Source organism: Tessaracoccus sp. MC1756 (genome assembly GCF_014164735.1).
Classification (GTDB): Bacteria; Actinomycetota; Actinomycetes; order Propionibacteriales; family Propionibacteriaceae; genus Arachnia.
This window is the reverse complement of sequence record NZ_JACJFZ010000002.1, coordinates 725,348-746,553: the sequence shown is the minus strand read 5'-3', so window position 1 is coordinate 746,553 and position 21,206 is coordinate 725,348. Positions and strand designations below refer to the sequence as shown.

Genomic DNA, 21,206 nt, shown 5'->3' with positions numbered 1-21,206 from the left:
CTGGATGTATCTGGTCTAGGAGGAACTAGGTGAGTCGGCTGATCCCACGCGGTGCCGTGGTCGCTGGGCTGGGGAAGCGTTTCCTCGCCGCGGTGATCGACGCGCTGCCGTTCCTCGTCATCGCCGCTCTGGGCGCCCTCGCCGGGCGGTCATCCAGCGAGCCGACGGTGGCCCTGGTCGTCGCCATCGGAGCCGGGGTGCTGTCCCTGGTCTTCGCCCTGTACCAGTGGTGGGCCTACGCCGTCCGCGGCGCGGGCCTCGGCGCGCAGGCCATGGGACTGCGGCTGGTGTCGCTGAAGGACGGCGAACCCATCGGGTGGTGGCGCGTGTTCCTGCGCTACGTGGTGTTCTCCGCGGTGATGGGCACCGTCATCGGCGGCATCGCGCTGCTGATCTTCCTCGTGATCCATGAGCGTCGCCAGGGCTGGCACGACATGGCCGTGTCCGCCGTCGTGGTGCAGCCCAGGGAGGCCGAGGCTCGTCCCGGCAGCACCGCCCCGCGGAAGACGGCTCAGGCCAGCACCGTCGGGTTGCCGCCCCACCTGTCGAGCTCGTTCAGCCCTCAGCCCGGCACCACCGCCACATCCAACTGGGATTCCTTCGCGCCGCGCGGCACCCAGCAGGGGGCGCCGCAGCAGGGAGCGCCGCGCGGCGGCCTCCCCCCGCAGCCCCGCACCCAGTTGTCCGCGCCGGACTGGCTGCCCGGCGTCCAGTCCGAGCCCGTCGAACCCACGCCGCAGCAGGCGCCCTTCCAGGCCTCCGCGCAGTGGCGTCCGCCGGCCGCGAAGACCCCCGCGCCGTCGCCGTGGCAGGCCCCGCAACCGCCCACGCCGGTGCTGCCGGAGCCGGTACCCGCTGATTCGCCCAAGCCTCCCCGGGCGTGGATCCCGCTGCCCACCCCCACGTCGGTGATCGAACCGTCGATGAAGGTGCGGCGCCGCGACTTCGGCGAGGTGGAGGACAACGAAGGCACCCGCATCGCCAACCTGCCGTCGACGGCGAGCCGCGGCGGCGGCGAGGGCTGGTACCTCCGCCTCGACGACGGTCGCGAGGTGGAACTCACCGTCACGGTGCTGCTGGGCCGCAACCCGCAGAAGGGCCCGGACGATCCCGAGGTGCATCTGGTGCCCGCGTCGGGCGACGGCCGGATGATCTCGCGCACCCATGTGCAGATCGGCACGGACCCCCGCGGCGTGTACGTCGTGGACCGCGGCTCTACCAACGGCACGGCCCTCGTCACGCAGGGCGGTGATCTCGAGCCCTGCCCGGCCGGCACCCAGGTGCGGGTCAGGGAGGGGCAGCAGGTCAGCTACGGCAACCGCTGGTTCACCGTCCTGCGCCGCCCCGTCATCGCGTGAGCAGGCCTCTGGGCCGGCCGCTGCGGCGTTAGGATCGACCACATGCTGCTGAGCGACCGCGACATCCTGGCCCAAGTGCACGCCGGAAACATTCTGCTCGACCCGTGGGATCCCGCCATGGTGCAACCCGCCTCCGTCGACGTGCGCCTGGACAAGCTGTTCCGCGTGTTCGAGAACCACCGCTACCCGTCGATCGATCCGTCAGTGGAGCAGTCCGAACTCACCCGCCTGATCGAGGTGGCCGACGGCGAACCGTTCGTGCTGCACCCGGGCGAGTTCGCGCTGGCGTCGACGTACGAGGGGATCACGCTCGGCCAGGCGTTGGCTGCCAGGCTGGAGGGCAAGTCGTCGCTGGGCCGCCTGGGTCTGGTGACGCATTCGACGGCGGGCTTCATCGACCCCGGTTTCTCGGGCCACGTCACCCTCGAGCTGTCGAACATGGCCACGCTGCCCATCAAGCTGTGGCCCGGCATGAAGATCGGCCAGTTCTGCTTCTTCCAGCTCAGTTCTCCGGCAGAGCACGCGTACGGCTCTGAGAAGTACGGCTCCCGCTACCAGGGGCAGCGCGGGCCCACGCCGTCGCGCTCGCACCTCAACTTCCACCGAAGCCAGGTCTGATCCACCCATGAGTGTCGGTAGGGGGATGGGCGGGGGCCGGGTCCTCGGCCGGCTCGCCACGGGATCCGAGATCCGTGACCACAAACTCGACCGCGGCACCGCGCGCCGCGTCATCGCGTACGGCGGGCCCTTCAAGGGCCTGATCCTGCTGTTCCTGCTCACCGTCACGCTCGGGAGCGCGCTGTCCGTGGTGCCGCTGCTGCTGTTTCAGCGGATCATCGACGACGGCGTGCTCGGCGGCGACGTCCGGCTCATCGTCGTGCTGTCGCTGGCAGTGGCGGGCATGGCGATCGGTTCGGCGGCGCTGTCGATCGTTGAGCGGTGGTGCTCGGCGCGGATCGGCGAGGGGCTCATCTATTCGATGCGCACCCAGATCTTCGACCACGTGCTGCGCATGCCCATCGCGTTCTTCAGCCGCTCCCACACCGGCAAGCTGGTGTCGCGGCTCCACTCCGACGTCAACGGCGCGCAGCAGGCGTTCACCTCCACGCTGTCGTCGCTGGTGTCCAACGGCGTCACGCTGCTGCTGGTGCTGGGCTCCATGCTGGCGCTGTCGTGGCAGTTGACGCTGGGTGCGCTGGTGCTGCTGCCCGTCTTCATGGTGCCCGCCCAGTTGGTGGGCCGGCGGTTGGCGGACCTGTCGCGCGACCGGATGCAGCACCAGGCGGAGATGTCGGCCACCATGACCGAGCGTTTCTCCGTGTCCGGGGCGCTGCTGGTGAAGCTGTTCGGGGACCACGCGACGGAGAACGCCACCTTCGCCGCGCAGGCCAGGGCGGTGGCCGACGGCGGCGTGAAGATCGCCATGACCTCGCGGGTGTTCATGACCGCGATGACCTTCGTCGGGGCGTTGGCCACGGCCCTGTTCTACGGCTTCGGCGGCTATGCCGCAGTGGAGGGTCAGCTCACCGTCGGTACCCTCACTGCTCTGGTGGCGCTGTTGGCCAGGTTGTACGGGCCGCTCATCCAGCTGAGCTCGCTGCGGGTGGACGTGATGACGGCGCTGGTCAGCTTCGAGCGGGTGTTCGAGGTGCTGGACCTGAAGCCCCTGATCGTCGATGCGCCCGACGCGAAGCAGTTGACCGGCCCGCCGAGTGTCGCCTTCCGGGACGTGTGGTTCACCTATCCGGACGCGCAGCAGGTGTCGCTGGAGTCGCTCGAGCCCGCCATGGCGGTGGGGGAGTCCGCCAACGAGCCGGTGCTGCGGGGCGTCACGTTCGAGGTGTCGCCGGGACAGACCGTCGCCCTGGTCGGGCCGTCGGGCGCGGGCAAGACGACCATCACGCACCTGCTGGCGCGGCTCTACGACGTGGACTCGGGCAGCGTCGAGATCGGCGGAGCCGATGTGCGTGAGCTGGCGTTGTCGTCGCTGCAGGACGAGATCGGCTACGTGACCCAGGACGCGCACCTCTTCCACGACACCGTGGGCGCCAACCTGCGCTACGCCAAGCCCTCGGCCACCGAAGACGAGCTGTGGGCGGCGCTCGAGGCGGCCCAGATCGCGGGCCTGGTGCGCCGGCTCCCCGACGGGATGGCCACCGTGGTGGGCGAGCGGGGCTACCGGTTGAGCGGCGGCGAGCGGCAGCGCTTCGCGATCGCCCGGCTGCTGTTGAAGGCCCCGCCCATCCTGGTGCTGGACGAGGCGACGGCGCACCTGGATTCCGAATCCGAGCACCTGGTGCAGCAGGCGCTGGACAACGCGCGGGAGGGGCGCACGTCGATCGTGATCGCGCACCGTCTCTCCACAGTGCGGCACGCCGACCAGATCCTGGTGGTCGAATCCGGCCGGATCGTCGAGCGGGGCACCCATGCGGAGCTGCTCGAGTCCCGCGGCCAGTACGCGACGCTGTACTTCACGCAGTTCTCTGACCCCGGCTGACCTCCCGGATCCGGAGGGTCAGCCGGTCCGGCAACCTCGACGAGAACAACGACGACTTCGAGGTGCGCGACGTCCGGCTCGTGCTGCCCGACGGTCGCACGCTGCGCCCCACCGACTTCGTGAGCTCCGCCACCATCCTCCGCATGGGTGACTCGGCCGGCAAGCTCGACTTCTACGACGCCGTGTTCACGGTGCCCACGGACGCGTTCTCCGCGCTCGGCCACCGCTGGGACACCACGACGCTGGCCGACGGTCCCTACCCGGTGACCGCCGTTCAGGGCGACATCTCCGTCACCCGCACGGTCAGCGTCGACAACACCGCGCCGTGATCACCACCTCACTCGGCGAGGGCACCCAGGTGAAGGGCGACTTCGCTCTCATGGCCTCGGCGAAGGACGCCGGCGTGGGCGGCGGTGACCTCACGGCCCGCCTCGACGGCGAACCCGTCGCGCTGCCGTTCGAGTCGTCGTCGCTGACCATGGCGCCCGGCAACCACACCTTCGAGGTGACCGCCACCGACGCGCTGGGCAACAGCGTCACCAGGAGCGTCACGTTCCGCACGCCGGCCGAGCACCCGGCCGTCGAGCTCCTCAGCCCCGCCGTGGGCGCCGAGGTGTCCGGGGACGGCGTGGAGCTCACCGCCCGGGTCACGGACCCCACCCGGGACCTGCAGACCGGCTCGTTCAACCGCGGCTTCACGCTCACGGCGGCCACCGATGGGATCGCCCTCACCGGCGGCACCACGCAGGACTCCGTCGCCACCGAGCGGCAGGCTGCGCCCGCTGAACTGGGCACGGCCGTGACCAGCGAAACACTCCTGCCGTACCAGATCGCCACCGTCGACGTGCCCGCCGCTGCCGGCGCCGACTATCGCGCCCGCCTCACCTGGGCCGGCGAGGTCAACGCGGGTTCGCGGGTGTCGATGAGCGTGCAGCGCACCGACGGCACCTGGGACCGCGTGGCGGAGACCGTCGCCGGCGGGGCCGCCGAGCTGAGCGCGATCGTGCCGGCCGAGGGTCACGCCGTCGACAGCACCCTCACGGTCCTCATCCAACACACCGACGGCTGGGCCGGCGGCAACGCCACCGAGCGTGACGCCGCGGTGACGAAGTACCACGCCGACGCCCCTGAGCGCTCGACATACGACTTCACCATCGCCCACATGAGTGACACCCAGTACTACAACGCCACGGCCGACTACCACCGCCACCAGGTGGGCATCAACGACTTCCTGCTGGCGGAGCGCGACAACCTCAACCTGCAGTACGTCGTGCACACCGGCGACATCGTCGACAACAACGAGCTCCCCGTCCAGTGGGAGCGCGCCAACCCGCAGTACCAGAAGTTCGACGACGCGGGCCTGCCCTACGGCGTGCTCGCCGGCAACCACGACGTCTCGCAAGCGTCCAACGACTACACCGAGTACTCGCAGCACTTCGGCGCCGGCCGCTTCGAGGGCAACCCCTGGTACGGCGGCTCGCACCTCGACAACCGCGGGCACTTCGACCTCATCTCGGCCGGCGGCATCGACTTCCTGCATCTGTACATGGGCTGGGGCGCCGGCGACGAGCAGATCGAGTGGCTGAACCAGGTCCTGCGCGCCTACCCGGAGCGCATCGCCGTGCTGAACCTGCACGAGTACATGCTGACCACCGGCGGCCTGGGCGCCATCCCGCAGCGCATCTTCAACGAGGTCATCGCGGTCAACCCCAACGTACGCATGGTGCAGTCGGGCCACTACCACGACGCCTTCACCCGCCTCGACGCGTTCGATGACGACGGGGACGGCGTCGACGACCGCACCGTCGTGTCGATGCTGTTCGACTACCAGGGCCTGCCGGAGGGCGGCCAGGGCTTCGTGCGGCTGCAGCACTTCGACAACGAGGCGCGCCAGATGCTGGTGCGCACCTACTCGCCGACGCTGCAGCAGTTCAACGCCGTCGACGCCACCCTCGAGCCGGAGCACCAGAGCTTCGAGATCAGCTACGACACCCTCGGCATCGAGCCCGCGGTGGAGTCGCTGACGACGACGGCGCTCACGGCCGACATCCTCACCGAACAGGTCATCGGGTCGTTCGCCGACGCGGAGTCGGGCAGCACGGTGAGCGCGCTCTGGGCCGAGCCCGGGGCCGACGGCGCCGGCTGGTACCTCGTGTCGCGCGACGACTTCGGTGGCGAGGCCATCAGCGAGGTGCGCTTCGTGGTGCCCATGGCCGAGGGGACGGGGTCGCCTGAGCCCACCGTCGAGCCGTCCGAGGACGACACGGACGGACCGGGCGTCAGCCCGTCGCCGACGGCCTCACAGCCCGGAACCCCGGCGGCCCCGGAGTTCGTCCGCAGCGCGCCGTACACCAAGCCGGGTGTGCACCGGAACCTGAACGGGCGCGACTGGAACACCACCTGCGAGCCCTACTCGCAGACCGAGCGGTGCCGCACGGAGATCTGGGCCACGGTGGTCAAGGTCGTCGACGGCGAATACGTCCGCACGAGCGGTTGGGCGTTCAACAACCTGACCTACCTGCCGCTGATGAAGCGCGCGGCCTGGGCCGGTAACCCGCTGGGCGAGGCGGGGGAGTTCACCTCCGGCGGCCGCCGGTGGAAGACGGAGTGTGACACCGCGGCAACCGGCCGGGGTGCGTGCCGCAGCTACACCATGACGACGGTGTACTCGGCCACGCCGAAGGCGGCCGGTGGCTACACCTTCGCCCAGAAGAACGACTGGGTGTTCAACAACCTGGTGCTGTTCCGCGCCGGCTGAGCCGTCAGAGCCCGCCGAGTGGCGTTGGAAGCCCCGCGTCCTGTCCGGGCGCGGGGCTTCTGCGTATCGGTGGGATCAGTAGTCGTCGCCGGAGTCGACGGCGGCCTCCGGCACCTCGCCCGATTCAACGCCTTCAGCGCCGGCGAGCACAGAGGCGCTGCCGCTCAGGCCGAGGCGTGTGGCCCCCGCCTCAACCATCGCATTGGCGGTGGCGTAGTCGCGGATCCCGCCGCTGGCCTTCACTCCCAGGCGGTCGCCGACGGTCTGCGCCATCAGCGTCACCGCGTGCACCGACGCGCCGCCGCTGGGGTGGAAGCCGGTGGACGTCTTCACGTAATCCGCCCCGGCAGCCTCCGCCGCCCGGCAGGCGGCGACGATCTCGTCGTCGGTCAGGGCGGCCGACTCGATGATGACCTTCAGCAGCACATCCGGCGCCGCCTCACGCACGGCGCGGATCTCGGCCTCGACGAGGTCCGCGCGGCCCTCTTTGAGGAGGCCGATGTTGATCACCATGTCCACCTCGTGGGCGCCGAGGCGGGCCGACTCGGCGGCTTCCGCCGCCTTCGCCGCCGGGGTGTGGTTGCCGGACGGGAAGCCACACACCGTGGCGACCAGCACCTCGCCCAGTTCTACGTCGATCGGCAGCATCGACGGGGAGACGCACACCGAGTAGGTGCCCAGCTCGCGTGCCTCGGCCACCAGGGCGGCCACCTGGGCGCGCGTGGCATCCGTCTTCAGCAACGTGTGGTCAATCATCTGGGCGAGTGCCGAGCGGGTGATCTGCATTGCGGTCCTTTCGTTTCTTGCATCGTAGCTGTCCATTTGGGCGGGTGTTGCGCACTTCGAACGAGCGCTTGTCGTCTCCATGTGACCGCGACAAGGAGTGACAGTTATGGTCGCCGGGAGGTGTGGGCCCGTCGAAGAGCCCACCGATGAGAAGGGACTCGGATGTCCACAGTGACAACACGACACGTGGTGGCAGGTATTGCCGCCGGCGCGTTGGCGTTCGGCGGGTTGGTTTTCCCGCAGGCAGCGACAGCAGCGTATGAGTACACAGCAATTCCGCAGAGCGAGATGACGGTGGTTGACGTCAACTCGGTTGAAACCACCGGGGAAGGTACCAACGGCGCCGCGGCGCTGGTGCTCGACGGCAACCCGGAGACGTACTGGCACACGCAGTGGTCGGGCACCACAGTCCAGCCGCCGCACCACCTCACGGTGAAGGTCGCGGACACCCCGGTGCAGCTCGGCCGGGTGCGCCTGACTCCGCGTCAGTCGTCGAACGGCTCCGGACGCGTGAACGAGTACGAACTGTGGACCTCCGCCAGCGCGTGCACCACTGACACCACCGACTTCGTCAAGCGCGCCGAGGGCAGCTTCGATGGCCTGGTCGTCAACAACAAGATCGAGCGCGAGATCACCTTCCCGCCGGTGGACGCCACCTGCGTCAAGGTCGTCTACCTCTCGACGTGGGGTGGCCACACCTCTGGTGAAGAGATCTCCCGCGTGGAGAAGGTCGGCTCGCTCGCAGAATTCAACGCTGACACCGCCACCGGTGATGGCCCGACCGTGAGCCCCACACCCACCGAACCCACCGTCCCGCCGGTCACCGAGATCGTGATCCCCGAGGGCACCATCGAGCTCGCCGACGGCGACCTCAAGGTGCGTCTCCACCCCGACTTCCCGCAGGTGGTCGACTACCGGCTCGGGGATGACCAGCTGGCCGGCCGCATCGGCGCCGCGCTGACCACCATCCTCGTCAACGAGGTTGAGCAGCCCGTCACAGTGGCAGATCCGGTGCGCGCCGCCGACGGCCGCTCGGCGAGCTACGCGCTCACCTTCCCGAACCTGACCGGCGTGTCGATGACCGCCCGCATCGAGGTCGCCGACGAGGCCCTGCGATTCACGCTCACCGACATCGTCGACCCCGACGGGGACGTCAACCGGGTGCGGATCCCCAACCACAACCTCGTCACCGTCACCGGCAATGACGCGCAGTTGACCGCCGGCCTGATCGGCGTCAACCGCAACGTCTCGGGTGACAGGTTCGAGCCACTGGCCACCACCTCCGCCGGCGCGATCCAGGGCTCCTGGATGGCCATCGCCAACGACTCCAACCTCGCCGCCACCCTCGACTCGAACGCCACCGAGGACAACCGCGGCCCGGCGTCCACCTCGGGCCGTGTTGCAGTCGGTAACAACCGTCTGCAGCGCCAGATCACCACGGTGGGCGGCGTCAAGCTCGGCGCGCTCTGGTCGGGCACGTGGACCTGGCTCGGCGAGCCCGTCGAGCAACACGAGGGCGTGATCGGCCGCGACGCGGACCCGTACGTCACCGTCAAGCTGACGCGCGACCGCAACGCCGACTCCGTGATCGACTGGCAGGACGGCGCGATCGCTCATCGCGAGATCGTCGAGTCGCCGCTGGGCGCCGACAACGTCAAGAACGAGGTCGTCGCGCGGATCCCCTTCAACATCGTTTCGCAGGCGACGCACCCGTTCCTCCGCACGCTCGACGACACCAAGCGCATCTCGCTCGAGACCGACAACCTCGGCCAGCGCGTGCTGCTGAAGGGTTACCAGTCCGAGGGTCATGACGCTGCCCACCCCGACTATGCCGGGCACTACAACCAGCGGGCCGGCGGCTTCGAGGACCTCGAGACGCTGACCGAGACCGGCGCCGACTACAACGCCAAGTTCGGCGTGCACGTCAACGCCACCGAGAGCTACTCCGAGGCCTACTCGTTCTCGGAGGACCTCCTGCAGATGCCGCCGAAGAAGGCCTGGGGCTGGATGAACCAGTCGTACTACATCGACGGCCCCAAGGACCTCGCCACCGGTGCGGTGCTGGACCGCTTCCAGGACTTCTACGACGAGAAGCCGGCCAACCTCACGTGGCTCTACGTCGACGTCTACTACCCCTACGGCTGGGAGATGGAGCGCTTCGCCTCCGAGCTCGCGGACATGGGCTGGGAGCTCTCGTCCGAGTGGTCGGACCGCTTCCCGAACCAGACCCTGTGGTCGCACTGGTCCCAGGACGAGAACTACGGTGGCGCGGAGAACAAGGGCCTCAACTCCACCTTGATGCGCTTCACGTTCAACCACGAGCGTGACACCTGGAACCCGCACCCGATCCTGTCGAACAGCAACGTCGTCGAATTCGAGGGTTGGAGCGGCGGCAACAACCACAACGCATTCCTCCGCAACGTGTGGGAGCGCAACCTGCCCGCCAAGTTCCTCCAGCAGTCGCCGATCCTGAAGTGGGAGACCAACCGCATCGCGTTCACCAACGGCACCGTGGCCACCTCGCCGCTCACGTCGATCCCCGGCAGCACGGTCCCGACGAACCGTGAGATCACGTTCGACGGGGCCACCGTCTTCGCAGACGGCGGCTACCTGCTGCCCTGGCAGAACGGCGGCGAGAACCGTCTGTACCACTACAAGATCGGCGGCGGCACCACAGAGTGGACCCTGACCGACGCGTTCGCGGGCCAGACGTCGCTGAAGCTGTTCAAACTGACCGACACGGGTCGTGAGCCGCTCGCCGACGTCCCCGTGGTCGACGGCAAGATCTCGCTGACCGCAGAGGCCAACACCGCTTACGTGCTCTACCCGACGACCACCGTCCCGCAGGTCCAGGACCCCAACTGGGGCGAGGGCAGCAACATCGAGGATCCGGGCTTCTTCTCCGGCACCCTCGAGGCCTATGAGACGACCGGCAACGTCACCGTCGAGCGCAACGCGCGTCGCAACTACGAGGCCCAGATCGGCGCTGGCGAAGCTTCGCTCTCGCAGGCCCTGAACCTCCCCGCGGGCACCTACTCCGCGTGGGCCTCGGTGGAGATCGAGCCGGGCAAGACCCGCGATCTCACGATTGAAGCCTCCGGTACCGGAGTCACCGCGGCGGGTTACGCCGAGACGGACGGCGGCAAGGTCGTCAACACCATCGCGGCCTCCACGGTGCGCAACTCCACCGCGTCGGACCAGAAGCGTGACTTCTACCACCAGCGCCATCGGGTCACCTTCACCACCCCCGGTGGTGACGTCACCCTGGCGTTCAAGGCCGGCGACGGGGATGCCCGCATCCTGATCGACGACCTGCGCGTGGTGGAGTTCCTGGCACCGGTTGACCCGGACAGCTCGGAGCTCCCTGACACGGTGTTCTTCGAGGACTTCGAGAACATCGACACGGGCTACTACCCGTTCGTGACCGGCGCCACCAACCGCGGTGGCGACGCACGCACCCAGCTCGCCCGTCTGCACGCTCCGTACTCGCAGAAGGGTTGGTGGGGCGTCGACAGCACCAACAACGTGGTCGAGGGCGGCAAGCTCAACGACAACGTGCTGCGTGGCGACTGGTCGCTGATGGCCAACAACGAGAACTCCGGCGAGATCCTCAAGACCGCTCCCGGCGCGATCGCGTTCGAGGCAGGGCAGCGTTACCGCGTCTCGTTCGACTACCAGACCACCTATGCCGACCAGTACCGCGTCCGCATCGGAAGCGACGTGGTGACCGCCACCGGTGTGCGCACCGTCAACGCCGTTTCGGACGTCCTGGGTGAGCAGCGTGACACCACCACGTACTCGGCCGAGCTCGACACCGCATGCGGTGCCAACGCGTTCGTTGCAATCGACAAGCTGGCCGGGGCCAACACCCAGCACAACATGACGATCGACGACCTGCGCGTCGAGCATCTCGGCGAGGCTGAGTCGGGTGCCTGCATCGAAGGCTCCATGTCGGTCACCGGAACCGCTCAGGCGGGTCGCGAGCTCACCGTCACCACCCGTGTGGTGTCGGTTCTCGGTGCAGGTACCGACGTGAAGCACGAGTTGACGGCTCCGGAGGGATGGACCACGACCGTGACCACCGCCGGTGCGACCGAGCTGGCAGAGGGCGCAACCTCTACCCAGGTGTGGAAGGTGCTGTTGCCGGAGGGTGTCGAGGACGCCGTCCTGCAGTTCCGTGGATCGATGACTCAGGGGCAGGAGACGGCCATCGTCGAACGCTCCGCGAACGTCACTGTCATCCCGCCGCTCCCCGGCGGCCAGGTCTACCTCTCCGACATGCGTGAGCGCATCGTCGGAACCCCCACCAACGGTTGGGGTCCCGTGGAATGGGATCTGTCCAACGGCGAACAGGGCGGCGGCGACGGCGGTCCGTTGAAGATCGACGGCGTCACCTACCCGAAGGGCATCGGCATGCACGCTCCGGCGAGCGTCACCTTCAACCTCGAGGGTGAGTGCCAGGCGTTCAGCTCCTTCATCGGCATCGACGATGTGCAGACCGGGCGCGGCACTGTGCAGTTCGTGGTGATCGGTGATGGCGAGGAACTGTTCCGGTCGGAAACCCTCCGCCACGACAGCGCCGTCGTCGAGATCAAGGACCTCGACATCACCGGCGTGCAGGAGCTGACACTCAAGGCTGAGACCACGGCCGACGGCAACGGCAACGACCACGCCGACTGGGCAGAAGCCCGCGTCACGTGCAACACGGTCGAGGACGTCACCGGCCCGGTGGTGGACACCATCACCGCTCCGGCCGATGCCCAGGTGGGCAAGGCGCTGAGCATCGCCGTGACGGCGACCGACGTGTCGACCCCGCTGACCTACGCCGCCACCGGCCTGCCGGCCGGTGTGACCATCAACGCCGGCACCGGCGTCATCTCCGGCACCCCGACGGCGGACGGCACGTTCAGCGTCACGGTGACGGTCACCGACGCCAAGGGCAACGAGACGGACTCGACGTTCACCCTCGTGGTGGCGAAGAAGGCAGCTCCCACGGTGTCGCCGAGCCCGTCGGTGTCGCCGTCGGTGAAGCCCTCGGTGACCCCGTCTGTGAAGCCGTCGGTGAAGCCGTCGGTCACGCCTTCGGGCAAGCCGACGACCACGCCGGCCTCGGACAAGTTCGTGCCGACGGTGCCCTACACCCTGCCGGGTAGGCACGACTTCAACGGCCGTCAGTGGTTCACCACCTGTGAGGCGTACTCGCAGACGGAGCGGTGCCGCACCGAGATCTGGGCCACCGTGGTCAAGGTCGAGGACGGTAAGTTCGTCCGCGAGTCGGGGTGGGCGTTCAACAACCTGACGTACCTGCCGTACATGACCCGTCAGGCCTGGAAGGGCAACCCGCTGGGTCAGGCCGGGGAGTTCACTTCGGCCCGTCGGCAGTGGAAGACCGAATGCGACACCGCCGCCACCGGTAGGGGCGCGTGCCGCTCCTACACGATGACGACGGTGTACGCGGCCACGGCGAAGCCTGCGGGTGGCTACACCTTCTCGCAGAGCAACGAGTGGGTCTTCAACAACATCGTGATGTTCGGAGGACCCGAGAAGCGAGGCTGATTCTGACCTGGGCCGGGCGTTCCGCGCGCGGCTCAGGCGGTCAGCCGAGTAGCTGAAACGGAACCCCGGGCTCCAAGCAAACGTGCTTGGAAGCCCGGGGGTTCTTTGCGTCAGCGCGTCGGCTCTCGGCCGCTGGTGCTCACCGTGGGCGAGGGCAGCCCACGCGTCAGGTGGGTGGTGCCCAGCGTCGTCCGGCTGCCTGAGCTTCGCTCCAAACACGCTTGGAAGCCCGGGGTTCTTCCCGTTAGTATCGACTCTCGGCCGCTGGTGGTCACCGTGGGCGAAGGCATCCAACGCGTCAGGTGGGCGGTACCCAGCGTCGTCCGGCGGCTTGAGCTCGCTTCACTGGTGGGTTTGTGCCCGAGGACGGCGTCACTTCCAGCACTGAAGCGGGGCGGAAGTGTTCAATGCTGGGTTTGTGCCCGAGGACGGCGCCACTTCCAGCACTGGCCCGGAACCTGAAGTCCGCCCTGGCGCCTGGCCCGTGCCCAGCTCCGGCATTGCTGCCTAGCCCAGCGGAAGCATCCAGCGCCTCGACGTCCAACGGGAGACCCCAGCCCACCGAAGGATGCGTCACTGGCCCCGCCTGCGCACGGGCGTCGTTCACCACGGGGTCGTCGAAGTGGCGGGCTGGAGTCGCCCGTCGGTCAGTCGACGGGGGCCAGCGGCAGCGTCACGGTGAACGCCGTCCGGCCAGGCCTGCTCGACACCATCGCCGACCCGCCGAAGCCCTCGGCGATGGCACGCACGATCGCCAGCCCCAGCCCCGTGGACGGCACGGTGGAGTGGGTGCGCGCGTCGTCGGCCTTCGTGAACCGCTCGAACACGCGGGGGAGGATGTGGGGCGGGATGCCCGGCCCGTTGTCGGCGACCTCGATCACCGCGCGGTCCCCATGCCGCCGCACGCACGTGCGCACGACGGTGCCGGGCGGCGTGTGGGCCCGGGCGTTGCTCAGCAGGTTGATCATCACCTGGTGCAGTTGGTCCGCGTCGGCCAGCACCATGACTTCCGGCTCGGGCAGCATCAGCTGCCACTGGTGGTCGCGGCTCGCCGCCTGCGCGTCGCTGACGGCGTTGACCACCACCTCGACGGCGTCCACGGGCCTGGCCTCCACCTGGGTGTCGGCATCGAGCCGGGCCAGCAGCAGCAGGTCGTTGACCAGCTTGGTCATGCGTCGGGATTCCGAATCGATGCGCTGCAGCGCGAAGGACTTCTCGCCCTCGGGTGCGCGCTCCGCCAGTTCGCTGTAGCCCCGGATCGCGGCCAGGGGGTTGCGCAGCTCGTGCGACGCGTCGGCGACGAACCGGCGCAGCTTCACCTCGGACGCCTCGCGGGCGGCCAGCGCGCTCTCGATCCGGTCCAGCATGTCGTTGAAGGCGGTTGCCAGGCGGGTGACCTCGTTGTTCTCCGGCAGCGCCCCCACCGAGACCCTCGGCACCTCGACGCGGCCCCGTTCCAGCTGCAGGTGGCTCACCTGGTCTGCCGTGTTCGTGAGCGCGGTCAGCGGCCGGGTGGCGCGGCCCAGCACCTCGCGGGTGACCAGGGCGGTGACGGCGACAGCCGACAACGAGATGCCCGCCGCGAACAGCGTCAGCCACAGCAGCGAGCGGTCGATGTCGCCGGTGGGCAGCCCCACCGACACCTTGCCCAGCCGCGTCTGGCGCGCCTCGACGCGGTACTTGCCCATCCCGGGCAGCATCACAGAGCGCTTCTCGCCGTCGGCGGGCAGTTCGACGAGCCGGATCATCGCCGCGGTGGTCACGGAGTCGACCTCGCCGTCCTCGATGACGCTGCCCACGGCGCTGCCGTCGGGCAGTTCTAAGGCGATGACGGTGCCCACCCTCATGCCGGGGGTCTCGATGCCCGGCACCCGGTCACCGCTGCTCCAGCCCGGCCCGCGACCCTGCCGCACCTGCGCTCCGTCCAGTTCGGTGTCGAGTTGGCGGTAGAGGATGGTGGCGGCCGCGAAGACGGTGACCATGCTCACCACGAGCGCCAGCACCGCGACGGTGATGACGACGCGGGGCTGGATCTGGGCGGCGAGGGAGCCGCGTCGCTGAGGGCTCATCCGGCCGCCGGCCGCAGCACGTAGCCCGCGCCGCGCATGGTGTGGATCATGGGGTCGCGGTTCGCGTCGATCTTCTTGCGCAGGTAGGAGATGTACAGCTCCACCACGTTGGCCTGGCCGCCGAAATCGTAGTTCCACACCCTGTCCAGGATCTGCGCCTTCGACAGCACCCGCTTGGGGTTGCGCATCAGGAAGCGCAGCAACTCGAACTCGGTGGCGGTGAGGTTGATGTGTTCGCCGGCGCGGGTCACCTCGTGGGAGTCCTCGTCGAGGATCAGGTCGCCGACGACGATCTGGGTCTCGGGGCGGATCGACGTGGCACCGGAGCGGCGCAGGAGCCCGCGCAGCCGCGCGATGACCTCTTCGAGCGAGAACGGCTTGGTGACGTAGTCGTCGCCGCCGGCGGTGAGCCCGGCGATGCGGTCCGTGACGCCGTCCTTCGCGGTGAGGAAGATCACCGGCACGTCCGGGTCCTCGGTGCGGATGCGGCGCATCACCTCCAGCCCGTCGAAGTCCGGCAGCATCATGTCGAGCACCAGGGCGTCGGGCTGCGCCTCGCGCGCCACCTTGACGGCCTCCGTGCCGGAGGTCGCCGTGTAGACGTCCCACCCCTCGTACCGCATGGCCATCGACAGCAACTCGATGAGGCTGGGTTCGTCGTCGACGGTGAGCACGCGGATGGGCGTGCCGTCCGGGCGGGTCAGGGTGTCAGCATGGGCCATGGGTCCACTCTCTCACCGCCGGGTGGGTGAATGCTATGGAGTTTCTGTGGGGTACCTGTGAGAGCCCGCCGGCGGTTCGTCCGGAACAGGGTAGGCCGTCGGGCGGTCCCGGGGGTCCGGTTCGATCAGGCGCTCGGCAGCGTCGTCGCGGGGGCGCAAGAACAGGTAGTCGAGGCCGGCGCGGCCGGAGCCGAAGGCCAGGAAGATCAGGCCGAAGGTGGCCAGGACGGCGTTGTACTCCCAGCCGCGGTCGTGCTGGTAGAAGCCGGCGTCGAGCCGCGTCGTGAGCATGACCGCGCCGTTCTGGACGATCATGCCCAGGCCGATGAGTGGGGTGGCCAGGCCGAAGATGAGGAGGGCACCCCCGATGAGTTCGAAGGCGATCGTCGCGATGACGAGACCCTCCGCACTGGGCAGACCCACACCTTCCAGGATGTTGGTCTGGTCCTCGAGGCCCGTGATGTTCCAGCGGTACCAGCCGTGCGCCATCAGCGTCACGCCCAGCACGATCCTGGCCACGAGCAGCGCGAGGTCACGCACCACCTTCAGGAAGGCGTCCATCGCAGCTCCTAGTCCTCGGTCAGCTCCTCGCCGTGGATCAGCTTGCCAGAAGAACCGGCGCCGAGACGCTCCAACGCGAGGCGCGCCACCATTTGCTGGTTGGTGACCACCCGCTGTGAGCGGCCGTTCGTCACGAACGTGATGAACCAGCTCAGCAGCGTGGTGATGCGCTGCTTGAACCCGGCGATGTAGAGGAGGTGCAGGAACAGCCACGCGAGCCACGCGATGAAACCGGTCAGCTGGATCTTGCCGATCTGCGTGACGGCGGCGAACTTGGAGATGGTGGCCATGGACCCCTTGTCGCGGTATGTGAACGCACCGGGCTCAGAGGAGTTCTCGACGCGGGCCCGGATCGTCTTCGCCGCGTGCTTCGCGCCCTGGATGGCGCCCTGGGCGACACCCGGCACTCCCGGCATCGAGGCCATGTCGCCGATGACGAACACCTCGGGGTGCCCGGGGAGGTTCAGGTTCTCGTCGACGACGACGCGGCCTGAGCGGTCCAGCTCCGCGTCGGACTGCTCGGTGAGGGTCGCGCCCAGCTCGCTGCCCTGCACGCCGGCGGCCCACACCTTGCAGCCTGCCTCGATGCGTTCGGTGCTGCCGTCCTTGCGGCGGAAGGTCAGGCCGTCGTCGTCCAGGTCGGTGACGATGGCGCCCAGCTGCACCTCCACGCCCTGCTTCTCCAGCGTCTCCTGCGCGTTGCGGCCCAGGCGCGGCCCGAACGGCGGGAGCACCTGGTCGGCGCCGTCGAGCAACACGACGCGGGCGTCGGAGGGATCGAAGGAGCGGAACTCGTTGCGCAGCGTGGAATCCGCCAGCTCGCGGATCTGGCCGGCCATCTCGACGCCCGTGGGGCCGGCGCCCACCACGGCGAACGTCAGGAGCCGGCGCCGCTCGTCGGGATCGACGGTGAACTCGGCCACCTCGAACGACTTCAGGATGCGGGCCCGCAGCTCCAGCGCGTCGTCGATCGTCTTCATGCCTGGCGCGAACGTGCGGAAGTGGTCGTTGCCGAAGTAGCTCTGGCCGGCGCCGGCGGCCACGATCAGGGTGTCGTAGGGCGTCTCGTGGTGCTGGTTGTGGAAGCGCCACTTGACGGTGCGGGCGGTCAGGTCGATGTCCTCGACGAGGCCCAGCAGCACCTGCACGTTCTTCTGCCGGCGCAGGATCTCACGGGTGGGGGGTGCGATCTCACCCTCGCTGAGGACACCGGTCGCCACCTGGTAGAGCAACGGCTGGAAGAGATGCGTGTTGGTCTTGGCGATGAGGGTGATGTCCACGTCCGCGTGCTTCAGGGCCTTGGCCGCGAACAGCCCGCCGAAGCCGGATCCGATGATGACGACACGATGCATGTGCCCAGAGTAATCCGCAACATAGTCGTGGCGAAAATATCCCACAGATCGATTCCACTAGTCTGGCGCGGTGCGTAACTGGCTGTGGGTGACGATCGGGTTCTCGGCGGTGCTCGTCATCGTCGGTGCCGCGTTCGTCGACGCCCCCGGGCTGCTCGAGGGCCCCGCCTCCTGGTGGCGCGTGATCGTCTCCTTCACCGGCCATTGCGTGCTGCTGCTCGCCTGGTGGCAGTTGGGCCCCCGCTGGCACCGCCCGCTGACGACGGCGGCCCTGTGGTCGCTGCCCATGCTGGTGTCGCTGCCGCTCCACTCCCGTGATGCCTACGCGTACGCGGCCACCGGTTGGCAGGTAGCCCGCGGCATCAACCCGTACGAGACGGCCATCGGCGATGCGGGGCAGCCGGGCCTGCTCGTGGGGACCCACTGGCACACCACCACGTCGGTCTACCCCTCCTTGCAACTCGACCTGTTCGGCCTCGTCTCCCGGCTGACCGCCGGCGACATCCTCGCCACCCCGATGGCCATGCGGATCCAGAGCGTGCTCGCGCTGGCGATCCTCGCGTGGGTGCTGCCGCGGCTGGCGCGGCGCTTCGGCGTCGACCCGGGCCTGGCGCTGTGGGCGGGGCTGCTCAACCCCGTGATCCTCGTGCAGTGGATCGGCGGCGCCCACAACGACGCCCTGATGGTGGCGCTCGGCGTGGCCGCATTCCTGGCGGTCACCGACCAGGGCTGGCGCGGCTGGCGCGGGCTCGTCGTCGCCGGCCTGCTGCTGGGCGTCGCGATGGGCATCAAGCAGTCCGCCGCCCTGTACGGCCTCGGCGTGGTGGCCGTCGCCTGGAGCCTCCGTCGGCCCGCCCGGTCCTCCTGGTGGGGTCTCACATGGGTGGCGGTCGTGCCGGGAGCGGTGACGGTGCTGACGTTCCTGGCCACCTCGCTCCACTGGGGCCTCGGCTGGCGCAACCCGACGGCCGGCCAGCCCATCGGCGCCACCAGCAACGCCCCGCTTTCGTGGGTGGCGTCCTTCTTCCGCTACCACGAGATCTTCCCGGAGGGGGTCTCCGACGGCGCCATCAACCTGCTCTCCACCCTGCTGATCGCGGTGGCCGTGGTGCTCCTGTGGGTGAAGTGGGGCCCGAAGGGGCGGGCGACGGGGGACCGGCCGTGGCTCTTCGCCGTAGCCGTGCTGGTGGCCTTCATGGTGTGCGCGCCCGCGCTGCAACCCTGGTACCTCACGTGGCTGCTGCCGCTGTATGTCTTCTGCCCGCGGTCCCCGCTGACGGACCGCGTCTGGCTGGTGGTGGTGGCCGCGTTCGCGCTGCTGCCCGCGCTGCAGGATGCGATGGCACCCTATGTCGCCATGTTCGTGGTGGGGGTGCCGCTGTGGTGGTGGTGGCGCCGCGGAATCCCGGCCATCGCCCAGCGGCCCGCACACTAGACTCCACCCCATGCTCTACGTCTCCACCCGCGATGCCTCGGGCGCGCCCGGCAAGCGGTTCAGCGACATCCTGCTCGAGGGTCTCTCCGCCGACGGCGGGCTGTACCTGCCGGACAGCTACCCGCAGGTCTCCGTCGCCCAACTCGATGCCTGGCGCACGCTGCTGGCAGACCAGGGCTACGCGGCGCTCGCTTTCGAGATCGTCGCGCTGTTCATCGACGACATCCCGGCCGAAGACCTGCGCGGCATTGTGGAGCGGGCCTACGCGCCGTCGAAGTTCCTCGACCCCGCCGTGGTGCCGCTGACGCAGCTGAGCGACGGGCTGTGGTTGGCGCACCTGAGCAACGGCCCGTCCGCCGCCTTCAAGGACATGGCGATGCAGCTGCTGGGCGAGCTGTTCGCCTACGAGCTGGAGCGCCGCGGAGAGAGGATCACCATCCTGGGCGCCACCAGCGGCGACACCGGGTCCTCGGCCATGTACGCGCTCCGCGGCAAGCGGGGCGTGAAGGTGTTCATGCTGTCGCCGCAGGGCCGGATGACGCCGTTCCAGCAGGCGCAGATGTTCTCCATCGACGACCCGGACATCGTCAACGTCGCCGTCGACGGCGTGTTCGACGACTGCCAGGACATCGTCAAGGCCATCAACGCGGACGCCGACTTCAAGGCCCGGCACAAGATCGGGGCCGTGAACTCCATCAACTGGGCGCGCCTACTGGCCCAGGTCGTCTACTACTTCGCCGCGTGGCTGCAGCTCCCCGGGAAGCTCACGGGGCCGGTCAGCTTCGCCGTGCCGTCGGGCAACTTCGGCAACATCGCCGCCGGCCACATCGCCCGCGAGATGGGCCTGCCCATCCACCGGCTCATCCTGGCCACCAACGAGAACAACGTGCTGGAGGAGTTCTTCCGCACCGGCGTCTACCGCGTGCGGGCCGGTGCCGAGACGCACGCCACGAGCTCGCCGTCGATGGACATCTCGAAGGCCTCGAACTTCGAGCGCTTCGTCTTCGACCTGCTGGGCCGCGACGCCGCGCGCGTGCGGGAGTTGTTCGTCGACGAACTGGGCTCCCACGGCTCCTTCGACCTGAGCGACACCCCGGAGTTCCGCGGCCAGGTCGAGCGGTTCGGGTTCGTGGCGGGGACGTCCACGCACCAGAACCGGCTGGACCAGATCCGCCGCGTCTTCAGGGCCGACGGCGTGGTCATCGACCCGCACACGGCCGACGCCGTGCAGGTCGCCGGCAGCCTCTCCGTCGACGGCCCGGTCATCGTGCTGGAGACGGCGCTGCCGGTGAAGTTCGCCGAGACCATCATCGAGGCCATCGGCGTGGTGCCGTCACGCCCGGCGCGCTTCGAGGGGATCGAGGACTTGCCCCGCCGCGTCGTCAGCGCCCCGAACGATGCCGTCGTCGTGCGCGCCATCATCGAGCGTTCCGCGTAGCGTCACTACGGCCAGCCCCACCAGGGTGACCCCGAACAGTAGTCCGGCGGCGTAGAAGGCCCACTCGCTCAACGAGCTGAGCCCGAATTCGGCCACCACGAAGAGGATGGGCGCCACGCCCAGCCAGCGCGGCCCGAAACGGGCGCGCAGCAGCATGACGCCGAACAGGATCATGCCGAGCACCAGGCCCAGCACGCCGAACGCCAGGTAGGGCGCCAGGTGGGGACTGCTGTACATGGCTTCAATGGCCGGCCCCACCTCGTCGTGCAGCTCTGTGTGGGGGGCGAAGGTGAGAAGCACGGCCTGGACGCCCCCGCCAACGCCGTGGGCGAACGCGCTCAGGGCGATGAGGGCGGTGGCCACAAAGGTCAGCCTCGGTGCGCGCTGCCAGGTCTGGGCCGCGATGCCGACGACGCCCGCGGCCAGGAACAACTGCGACATGGTGAACAGGTGGAAGGACCAGCCAGCGGCTGGGGTCACGGCGATCTCTGCCAGCCACGTGGCGGGTGGCCCCGAGAAGTTGGGGCCGAAGGGCAGGGAGGCGCACGTGGTGAGCGCCGCGAGGACGAGCGTGACCGCGGTGGTCCAGCGCAATGTGGGTGAGGTGATGTGCATGGCTGCTCCTTGGTTGGGACCGACCGGTGCCGGTTGCCGCCGACGCTACGAAGCTGGCG

The 21,206-nt window shown here is 69.0% G+C and carries 14 protein-coding genes; 8 read left to right on the top strand and 6 right to left on the bottom strand.

Going from position 1 to position 21,206, the window contains the following annotated elements; translation table 11 throughout:
* The first annotated feature begins 29 nt into the window (after positions 1-29).
* The 5 genes from H5393_RS08790 to H5393_RS08770 all read left to right on the top strand — a co-directional run bounded on the left by H5393_RS08790 (position 30) and on the right by H5393_RS08770 (position 6,613).
* The gene (locus H5393_RS08790) at positions 30-1,358 is read left to right on the top strand and encodes an RDD family protein (RefSeq protein ID WP_182766323.1); all 1,329 of its coding nucleotides are present in this window, start codon (positions 30-32) and stop codon (positions 1,356-1,358) included.
* 42 nt (positions 1,359-1,400) lie between these two features.
* Positions 1,401-1,976 (top strand): dCTP deaminase, encoded by a 576-nt coding sequence (gene dcd / locus H5393_RS08785; protein ID WP_182766322.1) that lies wholly within the window; start codon positions 1,401-1,403, stop codon positions 1,974-1,976.
* Positions 1,977-1,983: 7 nt separating this feature from the next.
* Positions 1,984-3,855: an ABC transporter ATP-binding protein gene (locus tag H5393_RS08780; RefSeq protein ID WP_182766321.1), complete on the top strand. Its 1,872-nt coding sequence runs from the start codon at positions 1,984-1,986 to the stop codon at positions 3,853-3,855.
* 62 nt (positions 3,856-3,917) lie between these two features.
* Positions 3,918-4,184 (top strand): hypothetical protein, encoded by a 267-nt coding sequence (locus tag H5393_RS08775; RefSeq protein ID WP_182766320.1) that lies wholly within the window; start codon positions 3,918-3,920, stop codon positions 4,182-4,184.
* Complete coding sequence (locus H5393_RS08770; protein WP_182766319.1) at positions 4,181-6,613, top strand: metallophosphoesterase; 2,433 nt, start codon at positions 4,181-4,183, stop codon at positions 6,611-6,613. Before H5393_RS08775 ends, H5393_RS08770 begins: the two co-directional genes overlap by 4 nt.
* 75 nt (positions 6,614-6,688) lie before the next feature.
* Here the strand turns inward: H5393_RS08770 and deoC are convergent, their stop codons facing one another.
* Positions 6,689-7,399 (bottom strand): deoxyribose-phosphate aldolase, encoded by a 711-nt coding sequence (gene deoC / locus H5393_RS08765; RefSeq protein ID WP_182766318.1) that lies wholly within the window; start codon positions 7,397-7,399, stop codon positions 6,689-6,691.
* Between the two features lie 162 nt (positions 7,400-7,561).
* On the opposite strand from deoC, the gene H5393_RS08760 reads away from it, so the two are divergent.
* A complete protein-coding gene (locus tag H5393_RS08760; RefSeq protein ID WP_220488271.1) occupies positions 7,562-12,955 on the top strand; it encodes an endo-alpha-N-acetylgalactosaminidase family protein in 5,394 nt (1,797 codons plus the stop codon).
* Between the two features lie 647 nt (positions 12,956-13,602).
* Here the strand turns inward: H5393_RS08760 and H5393_RS08755 are convergent.
* From H5393_RS08755 to H5393_RS08740, 4 genes are read right to left on the bottom strand one after another with little or no spacing between them, the layout of a single operon-like run.
* Positions 13,603-15,024 (bottom strand): cell wall metabolism sensor histidine kinase WalK, encoded by a 1,422-nt coding sequence (locus H5393_RS08755; protein WP_182766316.1) that lies wholly within the window; start codon positions 15,022-15,024, stop codon positions 13,603-13,605.
* On the bottom strand, positions 15,021-15,746 hold the full coding sequence (locus tag H5393_RS08750) for a response regulator transcription factor (RefSeq protein WP_304650650.1): 726 nt from the start codon (positions 15,744-15,746) through the stop codon (positions 15,021-15,023). Before H5393_RS08750 ends, H5393_RS08755 begins: the two co-directional genes overlap by 4 nt.
* Before the next feature lie 33 nt (positions 15,747-15,779).
* Positions 15,780-16,307, bottom strand: coding sequence for a DoxX family protein (locus tag H5393_RS08745; RefSeq protein ID WP_182766315.1), 528 nt, complete (start codon positions 16,305-16,307; stop codon positions 15,780-15,782).
* An 8-nt stretch (positions 16,308-16,315) separates the two neighbouring features.
* On the bottom strand, positions 16,316-17,659 hold the full coding sequence (locus H5393_RS08740; RefSeq protein ID WP_182766314.1) for an NAD(P)/FAD-dependent oxidoreductase: 1,344 nt from the start codon (positions 17,657-17,659) through the stop codon (positions 16,316-16,318).
* 70 nt (positions 17,660-17,729) lie between these two features.
* Between H5393_RS08740 and mptB the strand changes: the two genes are divergently transcribed.
* The gene (gene mptB / locus H5393_RS08735) at positions 17,730-19,094 is read left to right on the top strand and encodes a polyprenol phosphomannose-dependent alpha 1,6 mannosyltransferase MptB (protein WP_182766313.1); all 1,365 of its coding nucleotides are present in this window, start codon (positions 17,730-17,732) and stop codon (positions 19,092-19,094) included.
* A 10-nt stretch (positions 19,095-19,104) separates the two neighbouring features.
* Positions 19,105-20,532, top strand: a complete 1,428-nt coding sequence (thrC, locus tag H5393_RS08730; RefSeq protein WP_182766312.1) for a threonine synthase — start codon at positions 19,105-19,107, stop codon at positions 20,530-20,532.
* Here the strand turns inward: thrC and H5393_RS08725 are convergent.
* Positions 20,428-21,147 (bottom strand): hypothetical protein, encoded by a 720-nt coding sequence (locus tag H5393_RS08725; protein ID WP_182766311.1) that lies wholly within the window; start codon positions 21,145-21,147, stop codon positions 20,428-20,430. The two genes, thrC and H5393_RS08725, sit on opposite strands and share 105 nt — an antisense overlap.
* Positions 21,148-21,206 lie beyond the last annotated feature (59 nt).